Origin of the sequence: Aquicoccus porphyridii, from assembly GCF_008369105.1 — a bacterium.
GTDB lineage: Bacteria > Pseudomonadota > Alphaproteobacteria > Rhodobacterales > Rhodobacteraceae > Aquicoccus > Aquicoccus porphyridii.
Window position 1 is genome coordinate 78,322 of sequence record NZ_VINQ01000014.1, and the last position, 17,915, is coordinate 96,236.

The window sequence follows — 17,915 nt, forward strand, 5'->3', positions numbered from 1 at the left end:
CCGAGGCGGCCCTTTGCGCAGGGCAAGGCGAGCGGCAGGGATGAGCCCAACTTGACCGATGCTGCACGGTGAGCGAATGTCAGCATCGTGCTTTCGCGAAACAAAACACTGAAAGAAGTCTGATGCCATCTATCGAACTATTGCTCGCCTTTTTAGCCGCGTCGGCAGTTTTTGCATACATGCCCGGGCCAGCGATGCTTTACACCGCTGCGCAAACGATCGCGCGTGGCCGCAGGGCTGGCTGGTTGGCGGCCGTCGGCATTCATACCGGTGGGTATGTGCATGTTGCAGCCGCCTCGTTCGGCCTCGCAATCCTTTTCCAAGCGGTTCCCATTCTTTACACCGTCCTGAAACTCACCGGTGCGATCTACTTGATCTTTCTCGGTGCAAGGATGTTCGTTTCGCAGGAACGCGTCGCGACATCAGTCTTGGAAGTAAACGCGAAATCTTCAAACCGGGCGTTCTGGGAAAGCGTCACCGTCGAGGTTCTCAATCCCAAGACCGCAATCTTTTTCGTCGCCTTTCTGCCGCAGTTCACTGATCCCGCTGCAGGCTTTCCACTATGGCTGCAGTTGTTCATCCTTGGCACAACGGTGAACGTCATTTTTTCGAGCGTTGACGTGATTGTGGTTCTGTTGGCAGACAAGGTTGCAGCCGCCCTCAAACGTTCGACCGCAGCCGCCAGAGTGGTCCGCAAAATCAGTGGAAGTATTCTCGTCGCTCTTGGTTTGAATGTAGCGTTATCGCGCCAGTAGAACTGGCAAGATCGTCCACGAGTCGAAATCAAGGCTGAAGCAAAGCAGGCATTCGAATTCGGCGCAGCGACCGTCCTCAAGAGCCCAGTTTACATCAATGCTGCACTTTGGATGAAAGTTTGCTTTGCGAACACGTTCCATCAAGAACTTCCCGCTAGATGTTTGATCCCACGGTTTGATGGTGCGATCCTTTCGCAGGAATGGAAGGAAGCATTGTGGGACAAGTTCGTCATGGGAGCGCCACGACCACGCACGCCGTCAGAGCTGCAATCCAGCGATTCACTGCCCGGCAGGGTTATGCGCAGCATGATCCCGGGAGGGGCAAGCTTCGCTCGCGCAACTGAGCAAGGAGCTGGGCATCAATCCCAAAACAGCGGCGAAGTGGCGTAAACGCCAGACGGTCGAGGACTTGAAGACCGGGCCGAAAGAGCGAACCGAGTGTCCACCCAAATCGTACAGGCGATAATCTCTCAGGCGTAGAAAGAACCCTTCAGGCGCGGCATTGACGTTGGTATTTTCATGCCTCAATCTCTAACCAAGCCACACCCGGCGAACAACTTGGCAATGCCGTCTGACCCCACCGCACCCGCAAACTGCGCATTTTCTCCGCGCGTTCAAGTAGAAAGGCAAACATGGATCAGTCGCCCATCGAACACCCCGTTCGCGCCGCAATCGTAGACGCGGTGGAAGCCGGCTTCGACGAACAGATTCGATTCCTCGCGGATTTCGTGCGCATTCCGAGCACCCGTTTCGAGGAGGGGCCGGCACAGGATTTCATGGCGGCAGCGCTGCGAAAGCGCGGCTACTCGGTCGACGACTGGCGCATTGATCTCAACGACCTGGAGCATCTGCCCGGCTTCGGTCCGATCGAGGGCGATTTCTCGCGCGCTCGCACCGTGGTAGGCTCGCACCGCCCCTCTGAGGTTCGGGGCCGATCCTTGATCTTGCAGGGTCATCTCGATGTTGTGCCTGCGGGGCCGGCAGAAATGTGGACCGCCCCGCCCTTCGAGCCCGCGATCCGCGACGGTTGGATGTATGGCCGCGGCGCCGGCGACATGAAGGCCGGCACGGTTGCCGCGCTTTTCGCGCTTGACGCGCTCCGCCAAGCGGGGTTCGAACCCGCCGCGACAGTGCATTTCCAGTCAGTGATTGAGGAGGAGTCTACCGGTCTCGGAGCGCTTTCGACGCTCCAACGCGGATATCGTGCCGATTTCGCGCTGTTGCCTGAACCTTCAGACTTCACCATCAACCGTGCTCAGGTCGGTGCGATGTGGTTCAAGCTCCGGGTGCGCGGGCGCCCGGTTCATGTTGCGACGGCGGGAACGGGTTCCAATGCGATCCTCGCCGCCTATGACATGATCAACGCCCTGAAGAAGTTGGAGGTGAATTGGAACGAGCGCGCCGCCAACGACCCAGTTTACAAAGATATAGACCATCCGCTGAACTTCAACGCAGGTAAAATCACCGGTGGCGACTGGGCCTCCAGCGTCCCGGCTTGGTGCGACGTGGACTGCAGGATCGGCGTGTTGCCGGGGCAGGGTCTTGCAGAGGCGCGGGCCGAGGTGGAGGCCTGCGTCGCGGAGGCGGCGCGCGAGCATCCCTTCCTCTCCAACAATCCGCCGGAGGTGGTCTGGAATGGTTTCCAGGCCGAAGGCTACGTACTGGAAAACGCGGGCGAACAGGAAAGCGCCTTTGCAGCCGCCTATGCCGACGTCTTCGGGGCCGGAGAACGCCCTGCGGAACGCAAGATGACGGCACTGACCGATACTCGCTTTTACGGCCTTTACTACGGCATTCCAGCCTTCTGCTTTGGCCCAAAGGCAGAGAACATCCACGGCTTCGACGAACGGGTCGAGCTCGATTCGATCAAACGCTGCACCGAGATATTTGCGCTCTTCATCGCACGCTGGTGCGGCCTGAACCGGATCTAACTGTGAAGTCATACGCCACTATCAAGAGTTTTGAGGTCATGCGGGCCTTGCGAAAGATACAGTCCCGCAGCTTCAACCTGACCGGTGATATCAACGGCGAGGTCCGTATGATCGAACGCGACTTCGGATCGGGGCCCTGCGCCCTGACCGGGGCGGTGTCTGTGCTCGATGACCGCATGGCAGCCTGAAGCCCAAGGCGAAACCGTCCCGTTGTGTCCTGGTATGAAAGCGCATAACGGAGGTACGTCCGGGCCGCGCAACGGATGATGCTCGCCGGGAATCGGTGATGCTTGAAAGGCTGGCGTGGCGACATCGGGAATCTCGTTTTCACAAAAGATCGCAAGAGACGCAGATTAATGGAACAGCCCCGCCTTGAGAGACCCTGCAGTCATTTGTCCTTGTTGTGGCCTTCCTTAACGTACAGGCATTGGTACCAGAGGGTGGTCAGCACGTCAGTGACATCCTCTTCGGTCTGAGCCAGTCCGGCTATGCCTGGCGGCGGATCAATGTAAACCATCCGAAGTGCCTCGTCTGCCATCAGGATGATGAAGCGAAGGGCAAGTGTCGCCTTTGCTTCGTCCACTTCCAGAAGCCAGCTTTCATGGTCGCGCCGCCTGATGTCACGGAGCAGGATGAGTGCCCATCGATGGTTGATCGCATCCCTTGATCTGGCCAAGTCAGGACGGTCGTGGAACAATGACTCCTTGCCGGCTAGAAGCCGGGCATTCCGGGCATAAAAGGCCACGTAAAACCGGTTCATTCGATGAATAGCAACCCTTGGGGAGTACCGCCCGCCCCCCCGTGGCCGGAACTTGCGCAGTGTGGCCGTGAAACTGCGGCGAACGGCAATGGCTGCTTCGGCCCGGTTGGCAAAATACAGGTAGAACGTTCCGCGGGCGAGCCCGGCCCGGCGCACGATGCCATCTATCGTCAGGGCCTCGTATCCGTTTTCTTCAAGCTCATGGGCGGTGGCGGCAAGCAGGTTCAGCCGGGTCCGCTGCCGTTTCGGCCGGTGCCGGGCCTGGTCGGCGCGGGCGTCGAGTATGTCGATGAGCTTGGGCGCGTCATTTGATTCCATCGAAACCTTATCTGACAACGTTGGTGGCGTTTCAAGAATGGTAAAGGACCCCATTGACAGAATCTAAATTGACGCTACCGTCATAAATGACATAAACGTCACTTTTAGTCGAGAGGGGAGATACTTGGATGTCGGTTGCCGACCTCAGCTTCAATCAGGTCACAAAGCGGTTCGGAAAGGTCGTCGCCTTGGACAAGTTCGACCTAGATGTCGCTCCGGGGGAATTCGTGACTTTTCTGGGGCCGTCCGGATCGGGCAAGACCACGGCGCTCAATATCCTGGCAGGTTTCGCTGCGGCAACGGAGGGTGATGTGCGCATCGGCGATCGGTCTGTCGTCAACCTGCCGCCCGAAAAGCGGAACGTCGGGATGGTGTTTCAAAGCTATTCCCTGTTCCCTCACTTGACCGTCTTCGAGAATGTTGCGTTTCCCCTTCGCTTGCGTGGCACGCGTGGCGCTGCCCTGACGGCCAGGGTGATAGCCGCGCTGGAGATGGTGCATCTGGGCGACTATGCCGCACGAATGCCCAGCGAATTGTCGGGGGGGCAGCGGCAGCGTGTGGCCTTTGCCCGCGCGGTGATCTTTGATCCGCCAGTCCTGCTGATGGACGAACCATTGAGTGCGCTGGATCTGAAACTGCGCGAGCAGATGCAGTTGGAAATCAAGCGTTTTCATGCCCAGATCGGCTGCACGATCATTTTCGTGACCCACGACCAGGGCGAAGCATTGACGCTGTCGGACCGCGTTGCGGTCATGCGTGACGGCCAAATTGCGCAGGTTGGCAGTCCACAAGAAATCTATGACCGGCCAAACTCTCAGTATGTTGCCGAGTTCATCGGCCGGACAAACCTTTTTCGGTTGAATGCAGGGCAAGGGGGCACTTGGACCATTGACGGGCTGGGCGTGACGATGCCGCCCGTTCGGGGGGCGAATGCGACGAACACCCTTTTGTCTGTGCGACCGGAAAAGATCAGGCCCGTCGACTCGGATGAAGCCGGTCAGGTGTCTTTTGATGCGCGTCTTACCCAGGTGATCTTTCAGGGCGATCACGTTCAGTACGAAGCGGTCTCCTCGGGCGGCTCGCCTCTCTATTTCCAGGACTACAGGGGCCCTGGAACCCATCTCATGAAACGCGGCGAACAGATCAGGCTTGGATTTGATCCCGGTGACGCCGTTCCGGTCGCGCGCGACGTTGCGTGATCACCAATTAGGAGGAGATTTTATCATGACGTACTACAGAATGGCTTTGGGGGCAGCCACTGTGCTTGCACTCGCAATACCTGCCAAGGCGCAGGATAAGACGCTTACCATCGCCGGGTCCGGCGGGGTCGTGAAGGAAATCACTGAAAAGGTCTTCCTGCCCGCCTACGAAGAAGCGACCGGCTGGAAAACAAACTTTGTCGCTGCTGAAAGCAACATCATGCTTGAGGTCCGAACGATGCTTGCCAGTGGCAAAATGCTTTATGACGCGATGGAGGTATCGGCATCCAACTATCCTATCGGTGTGAAGGACGGGCTGCTTGCGAAGATCGACTACGATCTCCTGGACCCGAACGGTGAACTGCCTGAGAAGGCCAAGAAAGAATTCGGTGTTGTTGCCGCTGCCTATTCCACGGTTCTGGTTCAACGATTGGACAAAAACCCGGAGGGAAGGAAAATCGAAAGCTGGGCCGACTTCTGGGACGTCGAAACCTTTCCCGGGCCGCGGTCTCTGAACCGACAACCCCAGTATACGCTGGAATTCGCGCTGCTTGCCGATGGCGTGGCTACGGATGACCTGTACGATGTTCTTGGCACCGAAGAGGGGCTTGACCGGGCATTCGCCAAGCTCGACGAAATCAAGGACCATATCCCGGTCTGGTGGACCTCAGGTGCGCAGTCAGTGCAATTGTTGTCAGACGGCGAGGTCTTCTATTCCTCGACCTATAACGGACGCGTCACCAAGCTTCAGGAAAGCGGTATTCCGGCGGAGATCGTCTGGAACGGCGGAGCCCTGCACACAAGCTATGTCGGCATCCCGAAGACCGCTCCGAACTACGAAGCCGCTCATGACTGGATACGGATTCGCACCATGCGTCCAGATCTAGAAATCGAGTATGTTAAGCAGCTTCCGTATCCGAACTTTGCGCCTGGCCTGTTTGATCAGATGTCGGAGGATATGGCGAGGAACATGCCGACCTATCCGGAAAACGCCGAGGTCCAGTTCGTGGCAAATGATGAATTCTGGGCAGCGAACATCGACCACATCCGTGAACGGTTCGACGAATGGCTCCTTGAGTGAGTGCTGCCGCTGGCAGGATTGGTTTTGACTGCCCCGCCAGCGGCACCCATCGCCGCTTTGTTGGCCGCTGGCACCGCGGTTGGTTCTTGAGCTGAAAGTTCCGCAATGAAATTTCGTCAGATACTGTGGTTGTTTCTTCCGGCCACGCTGCTGCTTGTCGCGTTTATCGCCGCCCCGTCGTTTGACCTGTTCCGGGCAAGCGTTTTCGACCCTGACTTTACGACAGAGCATTTTGAACGCCTGATAAACCGCAGCGTTTATCTGGACGTAATGTGGCGGACCATCCGTGTTTCGCTGACGGTTGCAGTCCTTTGCACGCTGATCGGATATCCGGTAGCGTTTTTCATCAACCTTCAACCACGCCGCCGCCAGACTTTGCTGCTGTTCCTGATCCTTATCCCCATGTGGATGTCGATCCTTATCCGTACATACGCGTGGATCGTGATTTTGGGCCGGGACGGTCTGGTCAACCAGATGTTGGCGATGCTCGGACTTGCGACGGAACCGATGCAGATGCTGTACACATCTGGTGCGGTGCTGGCGGCGATGGTTCAGATCCTTCTGCCGATCCAAATTCTCACCTGCTACGCGGCCATGACGGAAATCGACTTTGACCTGATCCGCGCGGCGCGGGTTCTTGGGGCCAGGCCCCGGCAGGCGCTGGCGCGGGTGTTCCTGCCCCTCAGCCTTGACGGGACGCTGACAGGCCTTGTGATCGTGTTCATGCTGTCCATGGGGTTCTTCATCACGCCCGCCCTACTGGGCGGACGACAGGACACGATGATCGCAAACCTTATCGAGTTTCAGGTTCAGAGGCTGAACTGGAGCTTTGCTGCGGCGCTTGGGGTCGTCCTGCTTGTCTTGACCGTTGGCATGATCGTCGCCCTACGCGGAGCGGGAAAACTGCTCGCGCGGCGTGTTCTGAAAGGGGGGCTTTGACATGCATATCATGAAACCGTCGTTGCTGCTGACAGGTTACTTCTGGTTGATCGTAGCCTATATGATCTTTCCGGCCCTGATCGTGATCCCCGTTTCATTTTCCAGCAGCGAGTTCCTGCGCTTTCCACCTGAGGATTTCGGCCTGCGCTGGTACGGGGTCTACTTTACCGATCCGGTCTGGATCGCCGCCACGGTGACATCGTTCCGCGTGGCGGTATTGTCGACCGTGATTGCCACCACAGTCGGTACGATGACCGGACTGGCGATCATCCGGTCGCCGACCCACGCACAAGCGCCGCTGACCTATGCGACCACGATACCGATCGTGATCCCGCATATCTTCATCGCTCTTGGTGTCTTCATCCTGGCACTGCGATTGGACCTAACCGATAACGAAGTGGCGCTTGCCTTTGCCCATGCCGCCGTGGCCATGCCGTTCGTGGTCTTGATCACCAGCGCAGCGATCCGACAGATCGACCCGACGATCGAACGTGCCGCGCGCGTGCTGGGGGCTGGCCCCTTTCGGGCCTTTCGGGTCGCTACCCTGCCGCCGCTTCTGCCTGCGATGGTTGCTGCCGCGATCTTCGCCTTTTTTGTCAGCTTCGACGAGCTGATCATCGCGCAGTTTCTCATGAAGGGCAGCGAAACGCTGCCGATGCGCATCTGGGCTGACCTGCGGCTGGATATCAGCCCTGTCGTCGCGGCAGTTTCTGGCCTTTTGATCGTGGTCACAACCGTCGCGCTGGCGTGCGCCGAAATCCTGCGCCGACGCGCCATAAGCACGCTTGCACCCTGAACTCAAACAACCAAAAGAGGACACAATGGGTATCAGATACGAAAAGGAAGGTCCGGTCGCGACTTTCACCATCGAGAACGGCAAGGTCAATGCCTTCACGCCGGAAATGCACAAGGAACTGCACGACGCGGTCAAGGATTTCTGTGCGGATCGTTCCGTGAAATGCGGCATACTCACGGGAGCAGGAGACAAGGCCTTTTGCGCCGGCGACGATATCAAGAACCCCAATGGTCACCAGGGGCAGGACAAGGCCATGTCTGCGCATTTCTTCCCATCGACTGAGGAAGAGGCGCATTTGAGGCCCGGTTGGGAGCGGGAACTACGCACAATCGAGCGGTACAAACCGATCGTCGGTGCCATCAACGGGCCCGCCATCGGGATGGGCGTGATCTATATGCTCAACCTTACCGATATCAGGATCGCGACTCCGGGCGCGTTCATTGGCCTGCCCGAAATCGCCTATGGCATGGCTGGGGCAGGGGGCTCGACGCAGCTTGCCAAGCAGGTGCCGCCGGCAGTCGCGATGTGGATGGTCCTTCTGGGCGAACGGATGCCTGCTGAAGATGCGCTCAGGCACGATCTTTACAACGAACTGGTATCGCCGGACGAATTGTTAGACCGGGCGCGCGAATTGGCCGCCAGGATCGCCTCACTTCCGCCGATTTCCATCCGGGTGGAGATGGAGGTGACGAAACGGGCGATGGACCTGTCGCGCTCCGAGGCGCTGAACCTAACGTCACATCTCTACCGGTTGCAGCGTGCAGCACTCATGGTGCGCGGGGAACACCAGTCGCTGCCCCTTGCCGACGCCTGAACCAGAGAGGGATATCATGAGCAACGACTACGGAATCGCAGCCATGCAGTGTCGGCGCGCCGTCGCCGAAACTGGACCCTACCCCGACACCCTGGGAGAGTTCATCGACTGCGCCGCCAACGAACATGGCGACGCGATCCTGGCCAAATGGTTGGAAACGGGTCAGACGATGACCTATTCAGAGTTTGCCGATGCGAGCAAGAAACTGGCGTCCGCGCTTTTGGCGCAGGGTATTCGCAAGGGGACCCATGTCGGAGTTATGCTACCGAATGTTCCCGCTTTCCCACTGACCTGGGCGGCTCTGGGGCGGATCGGCGCGATCATGATCCCGGTCAATGTCGGATACACGCAGCAGGAACTGACCTTTGTGCTGACCGACGCCGATGCGCAGTTCCTTGTGATCGACGCCGTGGCGCTGCCATCGCTTGACGCTATGGCAGACCTGCCACCACTGCTCGACCCGGCGCGGATCATCATCCATGGCGACCTTCGCGAGGACAGCCAAAGCTGGGAGGCGCTGATGGAAGCTGGCGATCTGGAGTTCGAAGCCCCCTCTGCAGTTTCGCGCACGGACATGCTGAATCTTCAGTATACCTCTGGAACAACAGGGTTCCCCAAAGGGTGTATGCTCAGCCATGATTATTGGGTGCTGCTCGGTTCCCTGGCCGCTCATTGGCGCGGTGCAGAGGGCGAAGTGTCGAATATTCTGATCTGGGCACCGTTTTATTACATGGACCCGCAATGGCAGTTTCTCATGGCGATGCGCCTTGGAGGAACCGCAAAGATCGCCCCCCGTATCAGTATGAGTCGGGCCTATGACTACCTTGTCGAGGAAGAGATCCATTACTGCATTTTCCCCGAGCCTGCCCTGAAAATGTGGCCCGAAGGACCGAAAGATTCGGCGCTGTGCCTGCGTTTCGTGTCCATTTTCGGCTGGCGGGAAGAATCCCGTAGAGAGGTTGAGCGCCGGTTCGGATGCATCGCACGCGAGAGTTTTGGCATGACGGAGATCGGCGGTGGCCTGATGGTTCCCGACGATGCAGGCGAAAAGGCGTATCAGCGTACCTGCGGTCTGCCCGCTGCGTTTCGGGAAACCCGGATCGTGGGAGAGAACGGGAAAGACGTCGCACAGGGAGACATCGGTGAACTTTGGGTCGCGGGACGGGGTATTCTTTGGGGATACTACAAACGTCCGACTGCCAATGCTGAAGGGTTCGCCGGACGGTGGTTCCGCACTGGAGATCTGTTCCGCCAGGACGAAGATGGCTTCTATCAGATTGTCGGTCGGATAAAGGACATGATCCGCCGATCAGGCGAAAACATCGCCGCACAAGAGGTAGAGGCCGCCCTGAATTCCATGCCCGGGGTCATTGAGAGCGCGGCGGTAGGCGTGCCCGATCCGACAAGGGGCCAAGAGGTGAAGGTCTACCTTCTGCTTGCTGACGGCAAGGGACCGGGAGATGTGCCGCCCGAAGCTGTCATTGCTCATTGCGCCTCGCGGTTATCCAAGTTCAAGACCCCGCGCTTCATCGCGTATCTCGACGCCTTCCCACGTACCGTATCGAACAAGATCCGCAAGTCTGACATCCTGCCGAAGGGAGCTGACCCTCGCGTTGGGTCATGGGATCGACGAGAACAACGCTGGCTGACAGAAGGCGACGCTGCGGGTTAACCGCAACAGGCTGGGGCTGTGGTCTGAACCGGTGTCAGTCCGCCAGATGCAGGTCGATGAAATCCGCGATCTGCCGATGAATCTCGGGCGTGTGCATGTTCGGTGAGGCGTGGCCGCCACCAGGCACGTGGATCATCTGGGCGGTGCCGCCGGCGGCAACAAGCTGGGCCTGAAGGTTGTAGCTTTCGGTGATCGGCACGACGGTATCTGAATCGCCGTGAATCAGCAGGAAAGGAGGGCTGTCAGACGTGCAGTAGGCGACCGGGCTTGCTCGGAATGCCTTGACCGGCGCATCGAAGACAGACGCACCAAGCAACCGGGTGACCGGCCGGTCCAGCATACTGTCCGCCCCTGCGCAAAGCGTGATCAGGTTCGACGGCCCATAGTAATCCACCACGGCCCGAATTCTTGGATTGTCGGACGACATGAAGTCGTTATTCGTGCGTGCCAGCGCGGCAAGGGCCGCAAGGTGACCGCCCGCCGACAGCCCAAGAAGCGCAAGGCGCTCCATGTCGAGCCCGTAGTCCGGCGCGATGCGGGCCAGGAGGGCGAGCGCCGCGTTCACATCCTGAATCTGGGCCGGGAACGGCGCATGTTGCGACAGGCGGTAGCCCAGGCTTGCAATGGCATAGCCCCGCTCAAGCAGGTACCGGGCCCGCACGATTTTCCGGTCGAGCTTCAACCAGCTTCCGCCATGGATATAGGCGACGACACCGCGCGCTCGCGTATCGGGAAGGTAGAGGTCGATCTTCTGCCTGTCGTGTCGGGCATAGGGGATATCGGGAACGAATGTCGTTCCCGGTGGGGGTGGGATGTCGGGCAGGGATGTCTTGTCGTGTGGCATGTCGTTCCGTCCTGTTTGCCGACGAGATGATGAAGCCGTTCACCATCCGCCGACAAATGAAACCCTGCAGGCAAATCAGAACCTCAGGTTATCGAGTGGCGGCATGTGCCATACCGCATCGCTACATGAGCAATAGTTATGAATTGGCATCCAATCGCTATTTTTACTCGGAACTTCCGACCGCTAACGTCGCATGTAACAACAGAGAACAAGCCTGAAAGGGAGCGCTGACTCCATCATGCCGATTATGCCCCAGATTTCTGACCTACATGCCGAGATGACGGAATGGCGTCGGGATTTCCATGCTCATCCGGAATTGAACTATCAAGAACAGCGCACGTCCGACCTTGTTGCGGAGCGGCTGGAAAGGTGGGGAATCGAGGTCCATCGCGGCCTTGGCGGCACGGGTGTCGTCGGTGTTCTGCGGCAGGGCAACGGGCCGGGTGCAATCGGTTTGCGTGCGGACATGGATGCGCTTCCGATGCAGGAATTGTCGGATGTGCCGCACAGGTCGACCCATGACGGGGTCATGCATGCCTGTGGGCACGATGGCCATACAACCATGCTTCTGGGCGCGGCGCGTTACCTGGCAGAGACCCGGAATTTCTCGGGGACGGTCGTGTTCATCTTCCAGCCCGCCGAGGAAAAAGGGTCGGGCGCCAAGCGTATGATCAGCGAGGGGCTGTTCGCGAGATTTCCTTGCGACACGATCTGGGCGCTGCACAACGCGCCCACCCTTCCGAAAGGGCGTGCGGCGGTCCGGCCGGGTCCGGTCATGGCCGCGGTGGATGGGATGAAGATTGTCATCACCGGAAAAGGCACTCATGGCGCCCGGCCACACGCAGGGAACGACCCTATTTCGGTCGGGGTTCAGCTTCACACGGCGTTTCAGCATGTGGTGACCAAGAACATCGACCCGATTGATACTGCCCTGGTCAACGTCACACAGTTCCATTCCGGCACAGCGGTCAATGTCGTGCCGCCAACCGCAGAGCTTCATGCCACGATCCGGACGTTTCGCGAAGAGGTGCGTCAGACCATCCGACGTCGAATCCACGAAATCTGTGCCGGCATGGAAGCGGTTTATGGCGTCAAGATCGCGCTTGAATACCGGATGGGCTGTGCGCCGACCGTCAACACGGCGGCCGAAGCGGCCTCGGCGGATCGCGTTCTTGCATCGATCCTGGGGGAGGAGGCGATCATCCGTAACAATCCGCCGACGGCCGGCGGCGAGGATTTTGCCGACATGCTGGCGGTTCTGCCCGGCGCCTATATCCATGTCGGGAGCGGGGAAGGGAGCGACGACCCCGGGCTTCATCATCCGTCCTACGATTTCAACGACGATATCCTGCCAATCGGAGCATCCTACTTTGCCGCTCTGGTCGAGGATCAATTGCGCCAGGACAACTGAGCGCCTAGCCAAAGGGAGTACTCAATGCAACAGATCCGAATTCTGACGGCATCGGCGCTAGCGACGATCGCGGCGCTGTCTTGTGCCGCGCCGACCGCCGCCGAGGAAAACGTGCTGCGGTGGTCGTCGCAGGCCGCGATTGCCAATCTCGATCCGCATGGCACGACAGGTGCGCTGCCATTGTCGATCCTTGGAAACGTCTATGAGCCGTTGGTCGGACGTGACAAGGATATGCAGCTTGTCCCCGTTCTTGCCGAAAGCTGGGAGGTCGTGACCCCCACCACATGGCGTTTCAAGCTAAGGGAAGGGGTGACGTTTCACAACGGCAATCCCTTTACGGCAGATGACGTGATCTTTTCTCTCGAGCGGGTGGGCAACAAGTACTCTTTCCTCCGCGACCGGGTGTCGATGATCAAGGAAATGAACAAGATTGATGATCTGACAATCGAGTTCGTCACGAACAAACCTTACCCGATCCTGCCCCAAACCTGGACGTCGATTTACATGATGGACAAGGAATGGGCCGAAAAGAACGATGCGACCGTTCCGTCCAATTCCGTCGAGAACATCGAAAGCTTTGCCGGTCAGGTGTCGAACGGCACCGGCCCCTTTACCGTGGTCGAGAGGGTCGCGGAAACCCGCACCGTGTTCGAACCTTTCAAGGATTATTGGGACACGGTCGGGCACAATCTCGACAAGGTCGTCTATCTTCCGATCACGCAGGATGGCACACGGGTCGCGGCGTTGCTATCGGGGGAGATCGACATGATGTTTCCCGTTCCGCTTCAGGATATCGAGCGGCTCAAATCCAACGCTGATACCGATGTTCTGATCCAGCCGGAGTTGCGCACCATCATGCTGGGCATGGACCAACGCCGGGAAGATGCGCTCCAGACCGAGCCGGAGGGCAACCCGTTCAAGGACAAGCGGGTTCGGCAGGCGATATACCAGGCGATCGATATCAATGGCATTCAGGAAAAGATCATGAACGGTCTTTCCGAACCCGCCGCTACCTTGATCTCTCCCTTGTTGTTCGCCCCTGCGGGAGACATGCAGCGTTATCCCTTCGACCCGGAGGCATCGCGCAAACTGCTGGCCGAGGCCGGATTCCCGGACGGGTTCAAGACCGCGCTGGTCTGTCCGAACAATCGCTATGTCAACGATGAGCGTATCTGTCAGGCGGTCACCTCGATGCTGGCCAGGGTCGGCATCGAGATCGAATTGCGGACCATGAACGTCAGTCAATACTGGAAGGTCGTGGGCCGCCCGGTTCAGGAATTCGCCATCTACATGATGGGTTGGACCCCCGGTGGCCTCGACAGCTATTCCGTCCTGTTCAACCTCATGGGAAGCTGGGATGAGGACTCGGGGCGCGGGCGCATAAACAATGGCGATTTTGCCAACGAGCGTATCGACGAGATCGTTGCCGCCGTGGAAAGCGAAACCGATCAGGCCAAGCGTGACGCGCTTATTCAGGAAGCCTACCAGATCGTCCACGACGAGGTCTATTACCTCCCGCTGCACCAGCAGGCTGTCGTCTGGGGCGTGCGCAACGGGATCGAAGTGATGCAGCGCCCGGACGACTATTTCCAATACAAGTCGGCCAGGATCGCACGGTGACTTCTCCCTGACGGCGCCTCTCCTGGGCCGTCCAACTGTCGGGTGTCCGTGACGGGCTCCCGACTTTCTCAAACATCGCGAGGCAAGAATGATCCGTTATGTTTCGGGCCGACTGGCACAGTCGATACTGGTGATGTTCCTTGTTGCTGCGGTTGCGTTCTCTCTTTTCGGTTTCGTTGGCGATCCCATACGCCAGATGATCACCGAGGATGCTTCACAGGCCGAGATCGAGCGATTGCGAGATGTCATGGGCCTGAATGACCCGATATCCATTCAGTTCTGGCGCTACATCAGTGGCGCAGTCCAGGGCGATTTCGGCGTTTCGTACTTTCACAAGCGTCCCGTGGGGACGCTGATTGCCGAGCGTATGCCCGCGACTGTCGAACTGGCGGGACTGTCGGTACTTCTGTCGGTGCTGATCGGTATCCCGCTGGGCGTCTATACCGGCCTCAATCGGTTTGGCCGGGTGGCACGCGGCCTGATGGCAGTTTCGCTGATCGGTATTTCGATCCCGACATTCCTGATCGGCATCATGTTGATCTACCTGTTCTCGGTCATACTTGGCTGGTTGCCCTCGTTCGGGCGCGGCGACACGGTGTCGATCCTTGGCGGGAGCTGGAGCACGGGCTTTCTGACCATCTCGGGCCTGAAATCGTTGATCCTGCCATCCATCACCCTCGCGCTGTTCCAGACAACGATGGTGATGCGGCTTGTCCGCGCCGAGATGCTGGACGTCATGCGCACCGACTATATCAAGTTCGCCCGCGCCCGCGGCCTGGGCAAGCGGGCGATCAATTTCCGTCATGCGCTGAAAAACACGTTGATGCCCGTGGTGACGGTCATCGGTCTACAGCTTGGCAACGTGATCGCCTTTGCCATCATCACCGAAAGCGTCTTTCAGTGGCCGGGTATGGGGCGGTTGTTCCTGCAGGCGATCCAGCAGGTCGATATCCCGGTGATGTCGGCTTACCTCATCATGATCGCCTTCTTCTTCGTCATCATCAACCTGATTACCGACCTTGCCTATTACGCGATCGATCCGCGCCTGCGGTCGAATACGCTGAAGGGGACCGCGAATGCCTGAGACCTCTGCACCTGCAACACTGTCCCGCTGGCAGCGTATCCGCCAGAGCGACATTGCCATCAGTTTCCTTGCCTCGCCGGTGACTGTGGCGGCGGCTGTGGTTGCCTTGCTCATGATTATCGCGTCCGTGGGTGCGGCCTTCATCGCGCCCCAGAATCCTTATGACATGGGGGCCATCGATATCTTTGACGCGATGTTGCCCCCGGCATGGGAAGAGGGCGGCGACGCCCGGTTCCTTCTTGGTACCGACGCCATTGGCCGCGGAATCCTGTCCACGATCCTCTATGGCAGCCGGATGTCGATCTTTATCGGCCTGGTAAGTGTTGCTCTATCTTTGCTGATCGGCGTGTCGTTTGGCCTGATCGCGGGGTATCGGGGCGGATTGATCGACGCGATCATCATGCGGACGGCCGAGGTTCAGCTTGCTCTTCCGACGATCCTTGTAGCCCTGCTGATCAACGGTATCCTGCGTGCCGTTGCGCCGCCCTCGACGTTGGACAATGTCGCGATCCTGGTGCTCATACTGTCGATCGGCCTGTCAAACTGGGTACAGTTCGCCCGCGCCGTGCGTGCATCGACCATGGTTGAACGGGGGCAGGAGTATGTTCTGGCGGCGCGGCTGATCGGAATCGGCCAGCTGGCGATCATGTTCCGGCACATCCTGCCCAATGTGCTTGGGCCCATCCTCGTCATCGCGACGTTGAACCTTTCAGGAGCCATCCTGACCGAGGCGACGCTCAGTTTCCTGGGGGTCGGTGTTCCGCCGACCCGTCCATCGCTTGGAACCCTGATCAATGACGGCACCAATTTCCTTTTCTCTGGTGCCTGGTGGATCACGATCTTTCCGGGTGCCGCGCTTGCCCTGTTGGTGCTGACGGTCAACCTTGTTGGCGACTGGATGCGCGACGTGCTCAACCCGACATTGGAATGACGACATGAGCCTTCTTGACCTCAAAGACCTGAAGATCCATTTCGACACGCGCCGTGGCACGATCGAGGCTGTCCGCGGTATCCACCTGAGCCTTGAAAGAGGTGAAATCCTTGGTGTCGTCGGAGAATCCGGTGCCGGAAAATCCACCATCGGCAATGCCATCATCGGTCTTCTCGATCCGCCGGGCCGGATTGCCGGCGGTGAAATCTGGTTTGATGACCGGCGCATAGATACCCTGTCGGAACAAGGCATGCGCGCGATCCGGGGCCGTCGTATCGGCATGATCTTTCAGGACCCGATGACCAGCCTCAATCCGCTGCTGACCATTGGCGACCAGATTGCCGAAACCATCTGCCGACATTCCGATCTTGCCAAAGGTCCGGCGATGGAGCGCGCCATCGAGCTATTGGGAGAGGTGGGTATTCCCGATCCTTCCTCTCGCGTGAATGATTACCCGCATCAGTTTTCAGGCGGGATGCGGCAGCGCGTGGTGATCACTTTGGCCCTGTGTGCCGACCCGGATCTGGTTATCTGTGACGAACCTACCACGGCCCTGGACGTTTCGGTGCAGGCGCAAATCCTGACCCTGTTGCGCCGCCTGTGCCGCGACCGCAATGTCGGCGCAATCTTCATCACGCATGACATGGGGGTGATTTCGGAGGTGACCGACCGGGTGGCGGTCATGTATCGGGGCAGGGTGGTGGAGACGGGCAAGACTTCGGATGTGCTGACCCATCCCACCCATTCCTATAGCAAAAGCCTGTTGGCCGCGGTGCCGCGCTCCGATGTCAGGCTGGATCACTTTCCCCAGCTTGATTACCGTGAAGCCGGTGACACCCGGGCCGAACGCAAGGTCATCGATCTCGCGACACATTGGCTGGGGCGCCGGGCAGCGGAACCCGCCGCGAATGACACGCCGCTGGTTCAGGTCGACAACCTGACCATGCGTTTTGCGCTTCATCACTCGGTCATCCCGTCGTGGCGGCGCAGTTTCACTGCCGTGCGCGACGTGAGTTTCGAAATACACAGCGGCGAAACCTTTGGGCTGGTCGGCGAGAGCGGATCTGGAAAATCCACCGTGGCGCGCATGATCGCAGGGCTCTATCAGCCGAGTTTCGGACGCATTCGCTATGATGGCACTGAAATCGCCGGGCCCGAGGCACAGGTGATGTCGGCATCGATGCGCCAGCAGATACAGATGATCTTTCAGGACCCGTTTTCGTCGCTGAACCGTCGCAAAAGGGTCAGTGAGATCGTAAGCGAACCGATCCGCCATCACAGGCTGGCGCAGGACAAGGCCGAAGCCGATGCCATCGTCGCCGATTTGCTGGAACATGTCGGGCTTGGCGCCCAGGCGGCGCGATGTTACCCGCACGAGTTCTCAGGGGGGCAACGACAACGCATTTCAATCGCCAGGGCGCTGGCCACGCGGCCGCAGTTCCTGATCTGCGACGAGCCGACCTCGGCGCTTGACGTGTCGATACAGGCACAAATTCTCAACCTTCTGAAAAGCCTTCAGGCGGAACTGGGGCTGACATTGCTGTTCATCAGTCACGATCTGCCGGTTATCCGCCAGATGTGCGACCGGATCGGCGTGATGAAAACCGGGGAGCTGGTTGAAATCGCCCCGGCTGAACACTTGTTCAAGGCGCCCCAACATCCCTACACGTCCCATTTGCTTTCCCTGATGCCCCAGGTGGCGGGGCAGGGTAAACTGGAGCGGGTCAACGACAGATGAGCCCTTGCGCGCCGAGGCTCGA

Annotated in this window: 16 protein-coding genes and 1 pseudogene; 15 read left to right on the forward strand and 2 right to left on the reverse strand. The window is 58.9% G+C overall.

Annotated elements, in window-relative coordinates:
• Nucleotides 1–68 precede the first annotated feature (68 nt).
• The 4 genes and pseudogenes from FLO80_RS16130 to FLO80_RS22905 all read left to right on the forward strand — a co-directional run bounded on the left by FLO80_RS16130 (nucleotide 69) and on the right by FLO80_RS22905 (nucleotide 2,874).
• Nucleotides 69–755, forward strand: coding sequence for a LysE family translocator (locus FLO80_RS16130; protein WP_246156706.1), 687 nt, complete (start codon nucleotides 69–71; stop codon nucleotides 753–755).
• A gap of 215 nt (nucleotides 756–970) precedes the next feature.
• Nucleotides 971–1,182: pseudogene (locus FLO80_RS23240) on the forward strand (hypothetical protein); the annotation flags it as partial.
• 205 nt (nucleotides 1,183–1,387) lie between these two features.
• Nucleotides 1,388–2,686: an ArgE/DapE family deacylase gene (locus FLO80_RS16145; protein ID WP_111364204.1), complete on the forward strand. Its 1,299-nt coding sequence runs from the start codon at nucleotides 1,388–1,390 to the stop codon at nucleotides 2,684–2,686.
• A 47-nt stretch (nucleotides 2,687–2,733) separates the two neighbouring features.
• The gene (locus FLO80_RS22905) at nucleotides 2,734–2,874 is read left to right on the forward strand and encodes a hypothetical protein (RefSeq protein ID WP_188078314.1); all 141 of its coding nucleotides are present in this window, start codon (nucleotides 2,734–2,736) and stop codon (nucleotides 2,872–2,874) included.
• A gap of 200 nt (nucleotides 2,875–3,074) precedes the next feature.
• On the opposite strand, the gene FLO80_RS16155 is transcribed toward FLO80_RS22905, so the two are convergent.
• A complete protein-coding gene (locus FLO80_RS16155) occupies nucleotides 3,075–3,764 on the reverse strand; it encodes a TetR/AcrR family transcriptional regulator (RefSeq protein WP_188078315.1) in 690 nt (229 codons plus the stop codon).
• A gap of 128 nt (nucleotides 3,765–3,892) precedes the next feature.
• Between FLO80_RS16155 and FLO80_RS16160 the strand changes: the two genes are divergently transcribed.
• From FLO80_RS16160 to FLO80_RS16185, 6 genes are all read left to right on the forward strand, one after another.
• Nucleotides 3,893–4,963 carry an ABC transporter ATP-binding protein gene (locus FLO80_RS16160; protein ID WP_111364200.1) on the forward strand — a complete coding sequence of 357 codons (1,071 nt, stop codon included), beginning with the start codon at nucleotides 3,893–3,895 and terminating at the stop codon, nucleotides 4,961–4,963.
• A gap of 25 nt (nucleotides 4,964–4,988) precedes the next feature.
• A complete protein-coding gene (locus FLO80_RS16165) occupies nucleotides 4,989–6,044 on the forward strand; it encodes an ABC transporter substrate-binding protein (protein ID WP_111364198.1) in 1,056 nt (351 codons plus the stop codon).
• 105 nt (nucleotides 6,045–6,149) lie between these two features.
• Entirely contained in the window at nucleotides 6,150–6,983 is an 834-nt protein-coding gene (locus FLO80_RS16170) for an ABC transporter permease (protein WP_111364196.1), read from the forward strand.
• 1 nt (nucleotide 6,984) lies between these two features.
• Nucleotides 6,985–7,779: an ABC transporter permease gene (locus tag FLO80_RS16175; RefSeq protein WP_223145493.1), complete on the forward strand. Its 795-nt coding sequence runs from the start codon at nucleotides 6,985–6,987 to the stop codon at nucleotides 7,777–7,779.
• Between the two features lie 25 nt (nucleotides 7,780–7,804).
• Nucleotides 7,805–8,593 carry an enoyl-CoA hydratase/isomerase family protein gene (locus FLO80_RS16180; protein WP_111364194.1) on the forward strand — a complete coding sequence of 263 codons (789 nt, stop codon included), beginning with the start codon at nucleotides 7,805–7,807 and terminating at the stop codon, nucleotides 8,591–8,593.
• A gap of 16 nt (nucleotides 8,594–8,609) precedes the next feature.
• Nucleotides 8,610–10,265: a class I adenylate-forming enzyme family protein gene (locus FLO80_RS16185; RefSeq protein ID WP_111364192.1), complete on the forward strand. Its 1,656-nt coding sequence runs from the start codon at nucleotides 8,610–8,612 to the stop codon at nucleotides 10,263–10,265.
• Between the two features lie 34 nt (nucleotides 10,266–10,299).
• On the opposite strand, the gene FLO80_RS16190 is transcribed toward FLO80_RS16185, so the two are convergent.
• A complete protein-coding gene (locus FLO80_RS16190) occupies nucleotides 10,300–11,109 on the reverse strand; it encodes an alpha/beta hydrolase (RefSeq protein WP_111364189.1) in 810 nt (269 codons plus the stop codon).
• 247 nt (nucleotides 11,110–11,356) lie between these two features.
• On the opposite strand from FLO80_RS16190, the gene FLO80_RS16195 reads away from it, so the two are divergent.
• The 5 genes from FLO80_RS16195 to FLO80_RS16215 all read left to right on the forward strand — a co-directional run bounded on the left by FLO80_RS16195 (nucleotide 11,357) and on the right by FLO80_RS16215 (nucleotide 17,893).
• A complete protein-coding gene (locus FLO80_RS16195) occupies nucleotides 11,357–12,520 on the forward strand; it encodes a M20 aminoacylase family protein (protein WP_246156707.1) in 1,164 nt (387 codons plus the stop codon).
• 24 nt (nucleotides 12,521–12,544) lie between these two features.
• The gene (locus FLO80_RS16200; RefSeq protein ID WP_111364185.1) at nucleotides 12,545–14,140 is read left to right on the forward strand and encodes an ABC transporter substrate-binding protein; all 1,596 of its coding nucleotides are present in this window, start codon (nucleotides 12,545–12,547) and stop codon (nucleotides 14,138–14,140) included.
• A gap of 88 nt (nucleotides 14,141–14,228) precedes the next feature.
• Complete coding sequence (locus FLO80_RS16205; RefSeq protein ID WP_111364183.1) at nucleotides 14,229–15,224, forward strand: ABC transporter permease; 996 nt, start codon at nucleotides 14,229–14,231, stop codon at nucleotides 15,222–15,224.
• The gene (locus tag FLO80_RS16210; protein ID WP_111364181.1) at nucleotides 15,217–16,155 is read left to right on the forward strand and encodes an ABC transporter permease; all 939 of its coding nucleotides are present in this window, start codon (nucleotides 15,217–15,219) and stop codon (nucleotides 16,153–16,155) included. Before FLO80_RS16205 ends, FLO80_RS16210 begins: the two co-directional genes overlap by 8 nt.
• A 4-nt stretch (nucleotides 16,156–16,159) precedes the next feature.
• Nucleotides 16,160–17,893: a dipeptide ABC transporter ATP-binding protein gene (locus tag FLO80_RS16215; protein ID WP_111364179.1), complete on the forward strand. Its 1,734-nt coding sequence runs from the start codon at nucleotides 16,160–16,162 to the stop codon at nucleotides 17,891–17,893.
• Nucleotides 17,894–17,915: the final 22 nt, after the last annotated feature.